Below are 16,234 nucleotides of genomic sequence, written 5' to 3' on the forward strand. Positions count from 1 at the left end.
CTCTTGTATTGATGAGCTCTCTGTTGAATTTTCAGGCACAACTGTGCAATAATTACCCTAAAAAGGTAGTTTTACAACAAAATTATGTAAAGCAAAAGGTAATATTAAAGATGATGAATTATCAGTAGCCTATAACTGTAATGTTACACTTAAATTGAGCATGGTTTTTTCTTTAATTATTATTTTCTAGTTTTTCTTCGTATCTTTTTACACAAATGCAGAAAGATTTTAAACACCATCATACTAGAGAGTAACTTAAGGAAACACAAGGAAATACCATGTTAGGCGTTGTATCACTTAATTTAATTAACATGAGGTGAGTATGTGTGTGGTTTGTCATTCATCCCATTTAAGTGTTCCACCCGCTTGGTATTCAATTACGCGAGTTTCGAAGAAATTTTTTTCCTTCTTAAGATCCATCATTTCACTCATCCATGGAAAAGTATTTTTCGCTTCTGGACATTGTTCAGGCAATCCGATTTGAATAAAACGTCGGTTAGCAATGTATTGTAAATAGTGTTTAAACATTTTTGTATTTAATCCTAAAATGCCTCTTGGCATAGTGTCCTTCGCGTATTGATATTCAAGCTCAACTCCTTCAAGAATCATTTTGATAACCTCGTCTTGAAAATCTTTAGTCCATAAATGCGGATTCTCAATTTTGATCTGATTAACTACGTCAATGCCGAAGTTTATGTGCATAGATTCATCACGTAAAATATATTGAAATTGTTCGGATGTTCCCATCATCTTTCCACGACGCCCCATCGCGAGAATTTGAGTAAACCCGACATAAAAGAAAAGCCCTTCGAAAACCACATAAAAAGCGATTAAATCGCGTAGTAAACGACGGTCACTTTCTGGAATTCCAGTTTTAAAATTAGGATTAGATAAACTGTTTGTAAAAGGTAATGCCCATATAGCTTTATTAGCAACAGCCGGTAATTCTCGATACATATTAAATACTTCAGCTTCTTCTAAGCCTAAACTTTCGATAATGTGCTGATAAGCATGAGTGTGCAAGGCTTCTTCGAAAGCTTGACGTAACAAATATTGACGACATTCAGGATTTGTAATATGCCGATAAATAGCAAGAACTAAATTATTAGCTACCAATGAATCAGCCGTAGAAAAAAAGCCGAGGCTACGTTTGATAATGGTTCGTTCATCTGCAGTTAGTCCATGTGGGTCCTTCCATAGAGCAATATCGGCCGCCATGTTAATTTCATTTGGCATCCAATGATTAGCGCAAGCAGATAAATATTTTTGCCAGGCCCATGTGTATTTGAACGGAACTAATTGATTGAGATCTGCACGGCAGTTGATGATCTTTTTATCATCGACTTGAATACGAGCAGCCCCCATTTCGAGTTGATCTAAACCAGTCATGCTGCTTTGAGCTATACTACTATCTGTCTCACGAACATCATTTATTTTATTTTTGACAGCTTTTTTTTCTTTGTGAGATGCAGAAAAAGCAGTTTCAACTATTTTTTCTGAAGTTACATCGATTGTTTCATGATTGCAGTAATCGTCCCACTCCAATAAACTGCTAATTTTTTGGTGAGTCAACATATGATTCTCCTTATTGTTCAATTTATTAAATAAAAACAATTTATTAAATAAAAATCGGGAAGCCCCATCCCTCCCTCTCGAATATACATTCTAGGGAAAACACGTGTCGTTCCTAAAAAACACGCTTTTCTTGCGTGCATGCCCTAAAAGGTCGGCAAGTGCCTATTAAAGTGAGTGGGATTCTGCTCATTGGCATACCTCGCAATCAGAATCATCAATCACACATACTTTCGGGGCGCCTTGTTTAACGATCGCATTTAAAGTGGAATCATGAATTGTTGCCTTTTCGGTGCTTGTGGCACCCATACTGCGTAAATAATAAGTAGTTTTTAATCCACGCAACCATGCTGTGCGGCAAAGCACATCTAATTTTTTCCCAGATGGTTCCGACATATATAAATTAAGCGATTGTGCCTGATCGATCCATTTTTGTCGACGAGATGCTGCTTCGATTAACCAATAGGGCTCCACTTCAAAGGCGGTTGTATATAATTGTTTTAGTTCCGTTGGAACGCGATCAATTTTTTGCACACTACCATTGTAGTATTTGAGGTCATGCACCATAACATTATCCCACAATTGACGACTTTTAAGTTCTTTGACCAAATAGGGATTAATAATCGTGAATTCACCCGACAAGTTCGATTTCACAAATAAATTCTGATAAGTCGGTTCGATCGACTGAGAAACGCCACAAATATTCGAAATCGTTGCTGTTGGTGCAATAGCCATGACGTTGGAATTACGCATTCCATGGGTTATTACTTGTTGTCGTAATATATCCCAATCTAACGTTTGATCACTGTTTTGGTCTAGATATTTTCCGCGACTTTGTTTTAATAATTGAATTGAATCAATCGGCAAGATACCTTGGCTCCAAAAAGAACCTTCAAAGCTTTGATATTTTCCGCGCTCTTTAGCCAATTCCATCGAAGCTTGAATAGCATAATAGCTAATGGTCTCCATACTATGGTCAGCGAACTGTACAGCTGCTTCCGAAGCATACGAAATTTTTTGCAGATACAGCGCATCTTGAAAACCCATTAAACCAAGCCCAATTGGGCGATGTTTAAGGTTGGAATTATACGCTTGAGGGACACTGTAATAATTAATGTTGATGACATTGTCCAACATGCGAATAGCCGTTTTTATCGTGCGCGCTAATTTTTCTACGTCTAATTTTCCTTCTCTCATATGACTGACGAGATTGATACTGCCTAAATTACAAACCGCAATTTCATCTCGAGATGTGTTTAAAGTGATTTCCGTGCACAAGTTCGAACTGTGAATAACACCAACATGTTGTTGCGGCGATCGTAAATTGCAAGTATCTTTAAAAGTGACCCATGGGTGGCCTGTTTCAAATAACATGCTTAGCATTTTTCGCCAGAGTGAACATGCTGGAATGGTTTTTGAACGAACTTTACCACAACGTGCTTTTTCTTCATAGATTACGTATGCTTTTTCAAATGCTTCACCGAAGCTGTCATGCAATTCAGGCACTTCATCAGGGGAAAACAGAGTCCATTCACCGTTTTCAAATACACGCTTCATAAATAAGTCGGGAATCCAGTTGGCGGTGTTCATATCGTGTGTGCGTCGACGATCATCACCAGTATTTTTGCGTAAATCGAGAAATTCCTCGATATCCATGTGCCATGTCTCCAGATACGCACAAACGGCACCTTTTCGTTTGCCTCCTTGGTTAACAGCGATAGCCGTTGCATCAGCGACATTAAGGAAAGGCACAACACCTAGTGATTTTCCATTTGTCCCTTTAATATAGGCGCCCATTGCTCTAACTGGTGTCCAATCATTTCCCAAGCCCCCTGCATATTTCGAAAGTAAAGCATTATCCTTGATAGCGCTATAAATACCGTCTAGGCTGTCTGGTACTGTCGTTAAAAAACAGCTTGAAAGTTGAGGAAATGTGGTACCTGAATTAAATAACGTTGGTGTTGAGCTCATAAAATTAAAAGAGGAAAGCACATCATAGAATTCAATGGCGCGTTCATTACGTGCTTTTCCTTCGTTTTGTGCTAATCCCATGGCCACGCGCATGAAAAAAACCTGTGGTAGTTCAATGCGAACTTGTTCTTGATGAATTAAGTATCGATCATAGAGCGTTTGTAAACCAAGATAAGTAAATTGTTTATCACGTTTAAATTTTAACGCTGTCGCTAAACGATCTAGATCAAAGGTTCTTAAATTAAGATGTAAGCGTTCGATTTTGATGCCTTGACGAATGAAAGCTTTAAATGCAGCAGGATAATATCGTTCAATATTTTCATGCATTAAATTACGTGAGAGATGGAGACCATTCAGTACTTCGTTGTATAAAGCGTGTAGTAATAAGCGTGCTGTCACGTACGTGTAATTGGGTTCGTTTTCCACTAGTGTCCGTGCAGCCATGACAAGAGCTTTGTAAACATCTTTCAATGTAACGCCGTCGAATAAATTATGAGTGGTTCCATGAAGAATCTTAGAAGCATCGACGTCATCTAAATTGCTACAAGCGGCTTGAATAATATGCGCTATCCTGGTTTTTTCTAGTGGTATTTTGGCACCAGTATCTAGCGTGACATACACACCAGTGACATGTGAATTATTCGTTTTTTGTTGTTCTTCGCGCTGTTTGCGACGCTCTTCTCGATATAATACATAGGCTCGCGCGACTTTATGTAATCCGGCATACATAAGAGCGAGTTCCACTTCATCCTGGATAGATTCGATATGTATGTTCCCGCCCGATGGCCAGCGACTACAAAATAAATCGGTGATCTGACGTGCAAGGTATGAGGCAATTTCTTGCACTCGACTGGAATTTTGTGCTGTTTCTCCTTCTACTGCCAAAAAGGCTTTTTTCATTGCGATAACAATATGAGTATTGGCGTATTTTACTACACGACCATCTCGTTTAATCACGCGTAATTGGCTTGGTTGTGTCGCGAGTACGTCGGTATCGTGCATGTCTATATTGGACGGAACTACAGCTGTTTGTTGTTGTGCGTTTTTTGTCTCCATGCGCTCCTCCTGACAAATAAAACGAGCTATGGTAAGGTATTTATACGTTATCTAATCAGGGCAAAACAGCCGGCACCTGTCTGAAAGGCCAGGCTAGCCTGCTAAGGTTTCCCACCAATAGACCGAGTTCCTTAAAACCAATATCATAAGTATGGGTATTTTTTCTTGTTAGAGACAACATAATGTGTTTTAGTGTGAATTGCAAGTAGAGCAATATAAGGAAAGGCTGTGGATCAAAACACCTATTTTTAGGTAGGCTTGTTGCATTCAACGGTTGTGATGGTTTAACTAAAAAATAGTGATAAAGTTAAGATCCTTATCGTGTTATCCGTCATTCTTATGTATTGATCGTTTCCCGCAAGTTTGGTTTCTTCCGACCCCGGGTCATATCCGTAATAACGGTGGAACGCGCTATTTAATGTTGAAACAATGAGTTAAAATAGTAAAGAGCGCAATTAGTCATTCAACGTATCTGATTGAATGTTAACACGGTTATTGTGAATTAAAGAAGAAATTGTTTTAGGGATGTGAGTAGGAAATTCTGATGCGTGACACTTTCCTCGCAATAGATGTTACCTAAGAAACTCTGCGAGCAATCACCACCCGGAAATTAGCTGAAGAGGTTTCGTTATTAATTGAGTTATCGTATTCCAAAAAGTTTAGGCGTTATATTAAATTTATAGGTCACTATATTGTTGATATTTGGCATCGGCAGAAACGATTTTTTCATAACTACTGGTAGTGGTTGATAATCATATTTCTTCAAATCATGTAGATGAGGCGAGGTGAAACCTTATTAGCGCTGATGATAGGTAATTAATTGATATCCGTTAGACACGTAGTATTAAAGCGATGTTTGCAAAGAATGTTAAAAGTTTGCGAGATTTAATCTAAATAATGTTAAAAATTCTTCGTCAAATTACTCAAGAAGTTAATGTAACTCCAAACTTGGAGGAAGCTCTATCGCTTGTTGTTAAACGACTGTGCGAAAAATTACCTGCTGATGCTTGTAGTATTTTTATTTGTGATGATGTGCACGGAGAATACGTATTAATTGCAACACAGGGACTGAATACTAAACAAGTGGGAAAGACAAGATTGAAATTTGGGGAAGGATTAATTGGGCTTGTGGGGGAACGTGAGGAACCAATTAATTTAGCAGATGCGCCGTTACATCCTAATTATAAACGTCGTATTGAATTAGGAGAAGAAGGGTTTCACGGATTTTTAGGAATCCCTATCATTGAACAAGGAGAATTGTTGGGAATATTGATGGTGCAGCAACGTGAGATCCGTAATTTAGCCGAGGAAGAGGAAGCATTTTGTGTGACTTTAGCCATTCATTTAGCTGCAGAAATTGCTCATGCACGTGCTAAAGGAGCTCTAGAAAAACTTAGTGGGCAAGAACGACGATGGAAAAAAACGGAGGCAGTTTTATCGGGTGTACCTGGTTCTTCAGGGATTGCGATTGGTATAGCTATGATTGTTTATCCACCAGCTGATTTAGATGCAGTTCCTGAGCATAAATGTACTAATATTGATGTTGAAATTTCGGATTTCGAGGCGGCTCTTGCTGCCGCACGTGATGAAATGCATATGTTGCAAGCACGTGCAAAAAATTCTTTAAGCATAGCGGAAAATGAATTATTTGATGCTTACCTTCGTCTTTTAGATAGTCGAACGTTTATTAACGAAGTCATTACCGAAATCAAACAAGGTCAATGGGCACAAGGTGCGTTAAAACACGTTATAAAAAAACAGGTATTACATTTTGAATCTTTAGAAGACCCTTATTTGCGTGAACGAGCAACTGATTTTCGTGATTTAGGTCGACGTATTTTAGCCCATTTACAATCTAGTGAACAAGAAGAACTAGAATACCCTAAAAATATGATTTTAGTGAGCGAAGAAGTAACAGCAACATCCTTGCTTGAAGTTCCACCAGAACGCTTGTATGGAGTGGTATCAGGTACAGGGTCGAGTAATTCACACGTAGCTATTTTAGCGCGTGCATTGGGTTTACCAGCAGTGATGGGAGTTCGGGGAACATCACTTTTTAGATTATCAAATCAAGAATTAATTGTTGATGGTTACAATGGTCAAATTTATTTATCGCCTTCCTTGGTAATTAAAAAAGAGTTCAAAGCACTAGCTGAAGAAGAACATCAACTTGACGAAGAATTGCAAACATTACGTAATTTACCAGCAGAAACAACGGATGGACATACATTAGCATTATATATAAATACCGGTCTTGCTGCTGAAGGAGGATTATCACTGAGTGTCGGGGCTGAAGGCGTTGGTTTATATCGCACGGAAATGCCATTTATAATTCGCGATCGCTTCCCTAGCGAAGAAGAACAACGTATTATGTATCGTCAGTTGCTCAACATTTTCGCACCGCGCCCCGTGATTATGCGGACATTAGATATCGGGGGCGATAAAGTGTTACCCTATTTTTCGGTTGAAGAGGACAATCCTTTTTTAGGATGGCGAGGCATTCGGGTCACTTTGGATCATCCTGAAATTTTCTTGCAGCAAGTTCGTGCGATGTTACATGCGAGTGAGGAACTGAATAATTTATCTTTATTATTGCCGATGATCACGTCGGTCCACGAAGTCGAGACGGCTATTCGCCTGATTAATCAGGCATACAATGAATTGATCGAAGAGGGGGTAAATGTTGGATTACCTTTGCTTGGATTGATGATTGAAGTACCTGCAACGGTTTATCAGGCTTATGAATTAGCGAGGCGAGTGGATTTTTTATCTGTAGGAAGCAATGATCTGATCCAATACTTGTTAGCGGTTGATCGAAATAACCCGAGGGTAGCTAATCTCTATGATGGATTACATCCGGCTGTCTTACAGGCTTTAAAGGCAGTGGTAAAAGCAGGACATCGGGCGGGAAAGCCGGTCAGCCTTTGTGGAGAAATGGCTGGAGATCCGTTAGCAGTGGTTTTACTATTAGCAATGGGGTTTGATACATTGAGCATGAGTGCGCGAATTTTACCACGCATTAAATGGGTGATTCGTAATTTTTCGATGAAAAAAGCAAAAGAATTATTGAAAGAAATGTTGAAAATGGATGATCCTAAAGATATTCGTTTACATCTAGAAAATGCGCTTGAAGAAGCTGGATTAGGTGGATTAATTCGTGCTGGACGTAATTAAAATCGTATCGACTACGTTTCACGTTGGAGTCCATAGCTCTACTAAAGACCATCCTTCAGTTGCCGCCTTTTGCACAGATGGTATAATTTTTTCTTTTTGATATGGCTTTTATTGCTTTGACATGCGTACTTTGATATGCGTAGTTGCGTAGAATCTCTCTTCATGTAATAACTAAAACTTTCATTCTACCACTGTACTTGCTAAAATGGGGTGGTCTAAGGGTCTTCCGCCAAACAAATGTCACGTGGAGAACCTACAAGAGAGATCAGTATCGTCACTTGGTCACAATGCTCATGTAAAATAAGACTAAAATAAAACTAAAATAAAACGGCTTGTATCGCAAGAATTGCAAGATAATTGCGAAAACACACCTCTCCTCACGGTGGCCGCATATTAACTCATTAATATCATAATATGCAATCGAGGTCCGTTGTCGGCACGACGATAATTGATGCATCGCCTATAGCCAAAAATACTAAAATAGCCCCTTTATCTTTACTAAACTTGCAAAGGTTAGTTTATTTGAGTTTGATATATTTATCGATTGTTTACAAGAATTTGAAATATATTATTTTACAATGTGACCTAGTAAACTGATGTTGAATTTACATTAAACCGCAGTTTTCATGAGTTACTGTTATCCTTTGCGATTGCTTTTATTTAACGTATAATTTTACTCAATCTTATTTTCTTCTGAAAGTTTTATAGCTGCCTTATCTTTGTATTCTAAATTTTAATATAGATGATGATAAGCATAATAGTGGATCAAAAAACTGTCTTTTTATTGGTCACACTGCTTCCTTGCGGTTCATAAATACAGCCTATAATGATGAACAAACCTCACGATAAGCAAATATGTTTTTAAAGTTAATTTCCTTTTTAATTAATTTACTTTTTATTGTCACGATAAGTGTTACTAGTCCTTTTTTCTTGCATGAGTAAAGAAATAGCCTCTCAATTTAAAGATCACTTCAATATTTCTTTATTTCAAAATAAGAAAAGAGCCTTTTTTCATGTCCCTGCTTACAGCAACGAATTTTATAATCTTACTGATCTAGTAGGAAAGATTGTCCAAAATAAATTTCCTACCAAATGCATGCTCTATCAGTTTATAAATAATGAAAAATTTCTGCACATCAACATTATGTTGCATAATAATCAAGAACATATTTATCATTATTAATTATCATCGAAATCTACCTCATTAATTAATTAACAACGCCTATTAAATTTCGGATAACTAAGTACTCGTTGCATCCTAAGGCCTTACAATAATATTTTAAGCGTTAATTATGTGATATAATTGTAGCAAATACACTTTTTCTTAAAGTGACTTATTTTGCTATCAGCGGTTTATGTAATTACAGTTTTATTCTTTAATTAATCAATCTATGATTGTTTATATTTGTGATTTTTTTCACACCGTGCGTTAAGAATACGTCGTCCTATTCATGGTGGGTTTCAGACGAAAAATATTTCTTATACTTGCTTGAGAAATTTTGAGGAATATTCATCTAACTTATAAATGGGGGCCATGCTCTACTATAGATCGTGTTATCGTTCCCTAAACGTTATGTACCTATTTTGACTACTTTAAATAGTATTAATCATGAATCTTTCAATCATGTTATTATATTTTTAAAGCAATCAAGATTTTTCGACTTATGTATTATGATATTTTCTGTAAATTTAAAGATAAATATAGAGATATAAAATACCAATAATTAGTGTATTATACTGAACAAAGTCGTTGAATAAAATCTGTCTAGTCATGTTACGAAACTTATATTAGCTGATTTAGACACCATGAAGTTGATCTTCTATCTTCTCTTATGCGTCTTCTGTATACTCTGCTCGTGATTAATGATCTACAAATTGATCCGATCGCTTTTCGATTAGGACTCATTAAAGTGCACTGGTATGCGCTTATGTACTTAGTTGGATTTGCGATAGGATGGTTTCTTGCTTTATATCGGACGCGACAGATAAATCAAGGATGGACTTCGCAGCAAGTGGGAGATCTAATTTTTTATTGTGCGCTAGGGATTATTATTGGTGGGCGTTTGGGATATATGCTTTTTTATGATTTCTCTGATTTTTTAGAGAACCCAGTGACGGTTTTTCAAGTGTGGTGTGGAGGAATGTCGTTTCATGGTGGGTTAATTGGGGTAGCTATTGCTGCTTGGATTTTTAGCCAGCGTGTGGGAAAATATTGGGCGGATGTGACTGATTTTATAGTTCCATTAGTTCCACTAGGCCTAGCAGCTGGACGTATTGGGAATTTTATCAATGGGGAACTATGGGGGCGGGTAACAACAATGCCTTGGGGGATAGTGTTTTCAGAAGGTGGTCTTTTACCACGTCATCCTTCTCAGCTTTATGAATTTTTTTTGGAAGGCATATTATTGTTTATTATTATCTGGTGGTTTTCTTCTAAAATTCGACCACGGTTTGCAGTAATGAGTTTATTTTCATTATGTTATGGGATTTTCCGTTTCACGGTTGAATTTTTTCGACAACCCGATCGACAGCTGGGATTTGTAGCGTGGGGTTGGCTCACTCGAGGACAAGAGTTGTCATTGCCGATGATTATTAGTGGCGCTTTAATATTATGGTGGGTATATCAACGCAGGGAACGACGCGGGAAACAACGTTGAGTTGAAATGTTTAAACAGTTTGTTCTTATTATTTTATTATCGTTTGTAAGTATCCTTTTTAGACAGGAAACCACCCGTCTTTTAGATGGGTTAGTTTATCTCCATAATTATATCGCCAGAGTATTGCATCTGATTTTCTTCAATGACAATGTAGGGCGGGTTATGCAAGATGTGATTTCATTATTAATTATTCCTGTGATTACAGGAATCCTGGTCGCCGCTATTTTTTGGATCATTAAACGAATGGTTATGCCCCATATTATGGTAGTAATCTGGGTGGTTTGGTCAATTTTATTAACAACAATGGCGGCGCAAAAATACATATGCTGCTGTTAAACAGATGTCTACCGAATTAGCGGTAGTTAGTAGATGAAACAATATCTCGAATTTCTAGATTTTATTCTTAAACATGGAGTCGATAAATCCGATCGAACAGGTACGGGGACGTGTAGTGTGTTTGGTTATGAAATGCGATTCAACTTGCATAGCGGATTTCCGTTGATAACCACTAAAAAAATTCATCTGAAAAGCATAATTTATGAATTGCTCTGGTTTTTGAATGGTGATATGAATGTTCGTTATTTGCATGACCATGGTATAACCATTTGGGATGAGTGGGCTGATGAAAAAGGTAACTTAGGCCCCATCTATGGAAAACAGTGGCGTCACTGGCGGTGTGCTGATGGGCGACTTATTGATCAAATACAGCAATTAATTCGGAGTATAAGAACGGATCCATGTTCTCGGAGATTAATTGTTAGTGCATGGAATGTTGGGGAACTGGATCAAATGGCATTGTTGCCTTGTCATCTGCTTTTTCAATTTTACATTGTAAACGGTTCTCTTTCCTGTAAATTAACTCAGCGTTCAGCCGACGCATTTCTAGGAGTACCTTTTAATATTGCTTCTTATTCTTTATTAACACATATGATTGCTAAACTGTGTGATTTAAGTGTAGGTGAATTTATTTGGTCTGGTGGGGATTGTCATATTTATAATAACCACCAAACTCAAGTTAAAGAACAATTATCCAGACAACCGCGTCAATTGTCTCAATTAATCATTAAGCGAAAACCAGCGTCATTATTCGATTATGATTTTTCAGATTTTGAGATAACTGGTTATCACCCTCATCCGGCGATTAAAGCCCCCGTCGCAGTTTAATTTGAATTCAGAACTAAGTCTCTATGTTTTGATATCTTTAAATATTGGAACAAATCTTATTTATAAAAAATGAATCTCACAAGCTAAATGTATCGGTTAGCTTTGAATGTTTATATCATGAATTTTATTTTTAAACTTAAGAAAGCGTATATGAAAGGAATAACCATGATTTTATAATTACAATGTTAGGAGCGATCAAGCATATTTCTTGGAGATTGCATGGTAGTAAGGAAAATGGGATATAAATATTGATAATGGGGTACTGTGATAATGGGGTACTGTGCTGCGGGCTTGATATCACAATCTTGATTGAAGATGGCACTTGACTTCATCATTTTGGTGCAAAAGGACGTTTCGTTGAGACTACGCAGAGTTACTTGCAGTTATGATCTGTTTATGGTACCTGCTTTTGCAGAAGGTCTGATATTAGCAAAGAGTAATATTCATGTCTGAAATGGAGGCGCTAGAAAATTTCGAGAAATTGCAACAATGAGTTAATAAATAATGAGTTTTGTTTCTGAAAATAAGCACAGTTTGTATATAAAACTTGTGAATAGAAAATGGGATATGTATCGGTTGTCTTCAGATGCATAAAGACGGTATCAGTTATCATCTTTAGCAGAAATAGAGACCATATTGATGGAGAGATACAGGGTTCTATTCTCTATGGGTGCGTGTATGAGATTAGCTAGTTTTTACGTGGGCATTCAATCCTTGAAGCATTAATAAAGCTTCATACAATTGATAATCTGTTTTTGCTAATTGCAGTTGCGTATGTAACAAGTATTTTTCTTCCGCAGACTTTGTTTCGTTGTTTTTGGGCAGCATATCGTTTAGTAAGTGATTTTGGAAATTTGCTTCATCAAAGGTTGAACTGAGTTCAGCCGGCTTAACTTTAAGCTCTGGTACAGTGACGTTCGGAATAATACCTTTTGCCTGGATTTCACGACCCGCAGGCGTGTAATATAAGGCTGTGGTTAGTTTAATAGCTTCATCATTGCTGATTGGTAACACTGTTTGTACCGATCCTTTTCCAAAACTAGGGGTGCCCATAATGATCGCCCGTTTGTAATCTTGTAAAGCACCCGCCACAATTTCCGACGCAGAAGCGGAACCACCATTAATTAGGACTACTATCGGGGTCTTAGGAATCATGTCGTTACCGCTAGCCTTAATATGTACATCAGCACTAGGTACTCGACCTTTAGTATACACGATGTCATTGTGATATTTATGTGTCTTATCGGCATCCAGAAAATTGTCAACTACTTTGGCACTTGCATCTAGTAAGCCACCTGGATTGTTACGTAAATCTAGTACTAATCCATTTAAATGACCATCTGCTTCTTTTTTTAGTTGATCAATAGCAGTGCGGAGTTGTTTTTCCACCGGTCCTTGGAAGAAGGTGATGCGAACATATCCATACCCCGGTTCAAGCATTTTACTTTTTACGCTGATTAGGTGAAGTGGTTCGCGTTTAATATTAAAAATTAGTGGTTTACCGATTCCCTTTCTTAATACGGTTAATTTAACTATCGTATCCTTTTTACCTTTGATTCGATTTACGGCTTCAAGAAGACTCATATTTTGAACCAATTGATGATTGATTTTAATTATGTAATCATTGGGCTTAATGCCTGTGTGAGCGGCAGGAGAATTATCCAATGGGCTGATGACTTTTAAAAACCCGTCTTTGGATACAGTAAGCTCGATACCTACACCGACAAACTCACCAGAAACTGTGGTTTTTAATTCTTTCAAATCATTAGCGTTGAGATAGCTGGAATGCGGGTCAAGGCTGGCAATCATATCACTGATAGCATCGCTGAACAATTTTTTATTACTGACATTCTTGATATAATAGTGGTGAATCAATGCAATAGTCGTCACAAATCTCTGTACATCTTTTGTAGGCAATTCATCATCCTGTGTATTAATTTGTGCAGGCGTTAACGCGTTCAGCATGACAGAATGAGAAAGCGGCAGTATGGTTGTGACACTTAGATTCGCAGTAATAGCTATGATCATTGTTACTATCTTTTTCGTCATGTTTTTTGAATTCATCTATCCTCTCTTCACACATTACTTCGACGGATTTATCGGTTTCAAGTTGTAACGAATTGCAAAGTCAAGCGCTGATTCTTATGGCTACCACTTCCTGCCATGGTAATCAATCATGTCTTGCTACTCTTACTCACCCGATTGTCTTCTTAAATTATAAATTATGAGTTATGTCTGTAAAGTACCATAATAACCGTCTCTATGACCGAATCAATGATAACCAGAGTACATGAACCCATTGGATGACCCTGAGAGAGCTACTTTGACATCTGCGTCTAGGTAAGTTGATTTATTTGAGTACAGTGTTTTTCATCGATAAATTTTGGCAAGGTATTTTTTTAATTTGCACTTTTTGGTTAAGATTTGAAAGCATTTATTCAGCTCGTACTTGGAGTTTTTCTGGTCTTCGATATTCTCCTTACTCTTATGTATTAGTATTATGTTGTAGTTTTTTGTAATATGCTGGTTCTTTTTTATTTCGATAGTTCACAATGTTACTATTCTTTGTTACTACATAAAATAATACATGTAATATCTGTGTAATATTTATGTATTCGAGTTTACATTTAATCTGTTTCAATATCCGAAGTGCAGTTACCGCAAGTTGTCAAGTCAATAGAGACATGACCTTCTGTATTAAAGCGGTAATCGATGGTAGATCGTTGTATTATTTTAAAGTGATTAAATTGCGCCCTGTCATTTCAACAGGCTTGTCCAATCCCATGAGATATAACAAAATTGGTGCTACATCATCCAGTGCACCTACACTTTGTTGAAATTGTGCCTGTCTGCCTATGTAAATCAATGGTACCAAATTGCTGGTATGTGCTGTATGAGGTTGATTAGTTTTTTCATCAAACATTTTTTCTGCATTTCCATGATCAGCTGTAATCAGCACTTCACCGCCAACGGACTGAAGCGCTGCGATAATTCGTTTTAGACTATGATCAATAGTCTGAATAGCGATTTTTGTAGCTGATTCATTACCTGTATGACCAACCATATCTGGATTAGCAAAATTGCAGATAATTAGATCGTAATCTTCATTTTTAATAATTTTGACTAATCTATTAGTCACTTCAACGGCGCTCATTTCCGGCTTAAGATCATAGGTGGTGACTTTAGGGGAAGGAATTAATAGACGGTCTTCGCCAGGAAAAGGCGCTTCTCGTCCGCCATTTAAAAAATAAGTAACGTGGGCATATTTTTCTGTTTCAGCAACACGTAGTTGTCGATAACCAAGTGTTGATAAATATTCGCCAAGTGTGTTGTTTAGGTGTAGTGACGGAAAAGCAACGGTGGTGTTGATGTCCTTCGCATACGCCGTAAGTGTTACTGAACAGGCTAAGGTGGGTATAATTTTTCTCTTAAAGGCAATGAAGTTTTGATCTGTCAAAGCACGTGTTAACTGGCGGGCACGATCTGCTCGGAAGTTCATAAAAATGATCACATCCCCGTCTTCAATTTTAGTTGGTATTTTACCCTCACAGTGAATACTGGTTGGTGTTACAAACTCATCCGTTTCATCACGTTCATAAGCCAGCGCTAACGCTTCTTTCGCCGTTTTGGCATGATGCTTAGCAATTCCCTGTGTTAATAAATTATAAGCTGTTTTTGTTCGATTCCAACGTTTATCGCGGTCCATAGCATAATAGCGGCCAATTAGAGATACTATTTTACCGTGCCCATATTTAGTATATTGATGCTGAACTTTTTCAATCGATTTTAAAGCGGATTTTTGTGGTGTATCTCTCCCATCTAAAATAGCGTGTAAATAATTTTTTTTAATCCCATGCTGATGAACTAAATCAATTATTGCGGCAATTTGGTTGTCATGGCTATGTACACCACCTGGTGATAATAATCCGATAATGTGTACGGTTTTATTATTTTCTTTAGCTTTTTTAATAGCATCAATAAAAATAGGATTTTTATAAAAATCTCCGTTTGTAATAGCCGTATCAATACGCGTTAAATCTTGGGGAACTTTACGTCCTGAACCAATATGAAGGTGTCCCACTTCGGAATTACCCATTTGTCCGTCAGGAAGGCCTACTATCTTACCGGAAGCTCCGAGTAAAATATGAGGATAATGGGCTATTAAATTATCCCATGTTGGTGTATCAGCTAATTTAATAGCGTTGTGTAATTTTTCTTCACTCTCCCCAAATCCGTCAAGAATGATAAGTACCATTGGTTTAGCATGGATGTTTTGGTTAGTTTTAGCCATTATGTAAATGTCTTAATTAAAATTTTCTGCATATGAAAGCATCGTTGTACTTGGATGCAGTTTCACTTTAGTGAACAGTAAGAAGCTAATTTTACTATTCTTTTGTTCAATTTTATATTTTTAATTTATCATATTTAGTTTATTTTAATTTTAATAAGAGTCTTAATTGCTCAATATTGCTTTGTATATTGATTTTTAAAGAAAAAAACTATTTAAATTAGTTCTTAATGTACAGTGGATGAAAATATGTTATGAAATATACATATTTATATCATGTGTACGATTTTCGGACGATTTTTTAGGTAAAAAGTCGTTACTCATAAAGATTAGATCTTATTGTAATATCCAG

The 16,234-nt window shown here is 37.1% G+C and carries 8 protein-coding genes; 4 read left to right on the forward strand and 4 right to left on the reverse strand.

Going from position 1 to position 16,234, the window contains the following annotated elements; genetic code table 11:
• Positions 1 to 336 precede the first annotated feature (336 nt).
• A complete protein-coding gene (locus tag CEAn_RS00345; protein WP_211923875.1) occupies positions 337 to 1,575 on the reverse strand; it encodes a ribonucleotide-diphosphate reductase subunit beta in 1,239 nt (412 codons plus the stop codon).
• Positions 1,576 to 1,761: 186 nt separating this feature from the next.
• The gene (locus CEAn_RS00350; RefSeq protein ID WP_369804531.1) at positions 1,762 to 4,545 is read right to left on the reverse strand and encodes a ribonucleoside-diphosphate reductase subunit alpha; all 2,784 of its coding nucleotides are present in this window, start codon (positions 4,543 to 4,545) and stop codon (positions 1,762 to 1,764) included.
• A gap of 951 nt (positions 4,546 to 5,496) precedes the next feature.
• Between CEAn_RS00350 and ptsP the strand changes: the two genes are divergently transcribed.
• The 4 genes from ptsP (at position 5,497) to thyA (ending at position 11,594) form a co-directional block, all read left to right on the forward strand.
• A complete protein-coding gene (gene ptsP / locus CEAn_RS00355; RefSeq protein ID WP_211923877.1) occupies positions 5,497 to 7,773 on the forward strand; it encodes a phosphoenolpyruvate--protein phosphotransferase in 2,277 nt (758 codons plus the stop codon).
• A gap of 1,856 nt (positions 7,774 to 9,629) precedes the next feature.
• Positions 9,630 to 10,430 (forward strand): prolipoprotein diacylglyceryl transferase, encoded by an 801-nt coding sequence (gene lgt, locus CEAn_RS00360; protein ID WP_244670080.1) that lies wholly within the window; start codon positions 9,630 to 9,632, stop codon positions 10,428 to 10,430.
• A 6-nt stretch (positions 10,431 to 10,436) separates the two neighbouring features.
• Positions 10,437 to 10,766 (forward strand): hypothetical protein, encoded by a 330-nt coding sequence (locus tag CEAn_RS00365; protein ID WP_244670081.1) that lies wholly within the window; start codon positions 10,437 to 10,439, stop codon positions 10,764 to 10,766.
• 33 nt (positions 10,767 to 10,799) lie between these two features.
• Positions 10,800 to 11,594: a thymidylate synthase gene (thyA, locus tag CEAn_RS00370; RefSeq protein WP_211923879.1), complete on the forward strand. Its 795-nt coding sequence runs from the start codon at positions 10,800 to 10,802 to the stop codon at positions 11,592 to 11,594.
• 684 nt (positions 11,595 to 12,278) lie between these two features.
• Here the strand turns inward: thyA and CEAn_RS00375 are convergent.
• Both CEAn_RS00375 and gpmI read right to left on the reverse strand, forming a co-directional pair.
• The gene (locus CEAn_RS00375; protein ID WP_211923880.1) at positions 12,279 to 13,643 is read right to left on the reverse strand and encodes a S41 family peptidase; all 1,365 of its coding nucleotides are present in this window, start codon (positions 13,641 to 13,643) and stop codon (positions 12,279 to 12,281) included.
• 679 nt (positions 13,644 to 14,322) lie between these two features.
• Entirely contained in the window at positions 14,323 to 15,885 is a 1,563-nt protein-coding gene (gene gpmI / locus CEAn_RS00380; RefSeq protein WP_211923881.1) for a 2,3-bisphosphoglycerate-independent phosphoglycerate mutase, read from the reverse strand.
• Positions 15,886 to 16,234: the final 349 nt, after the last annotated feature.

Source organism: Coxiella endosymbiont of Amblyomma nuttalli, from assembly GCF_018107685.1.
Lineage (GTDB): Bacteria > Pseudomonadota > Gammaproteobacteria > Coxiellales > Coxiellaceae > Coxiella.

Excerpts from the sequence above, each read along its gene's own strand:
- CEAn_RS00345 (WP_211923875.1), bottom strand. The coding sequence starts at position 1,575 with ATGTTGACTCACCAAAAAATTAGCAGTTTATTGGAGTGGGACGATTAC.
- CEAn_RS00350 (WP_369804531.1), bottom strand. The coding sequence starts at position 4,545 with ATGCACGATACCGACGTACTCGCGACACAACCAAGCCAATTACGCGTG.
- ptsP (WP_211923877.1), top strand. The coding sequence starts at position 5,497 with ATGTTAAAAATTCTTCGTCAAATTACTCAAGAAGTTAATGTAACTCCA.
- CEAn_RS00365 (WP_244670081.1), top strand. The coding sequence starts at position 10,437 with ATGTTTAAACAGTTTGTTCTTATTATTTTATTATCGTTTGTAAGTATC.
- thyA (WP_211923879.1), top strand. The coding sequence starts at position 10,800 with ATGAAACAATATCTCGAATTTCTAGATTTTATTCTTAAACATGGAGTC.
- CEAn_RS00375 (WP_211923880.1), bottom strand. The coding sequence starts at position 13,643 with ATGACGAAAAAGATAGTAACAATGATCATAGCTATTACTGCGAATCTA.
- gpmI (WP_211923881.1), bottom strand. The coding sequence starts at position 15,885 with ATGGCTAAAACTAACCAAAACATCCATGCTAAACCAATGGTACTTATC.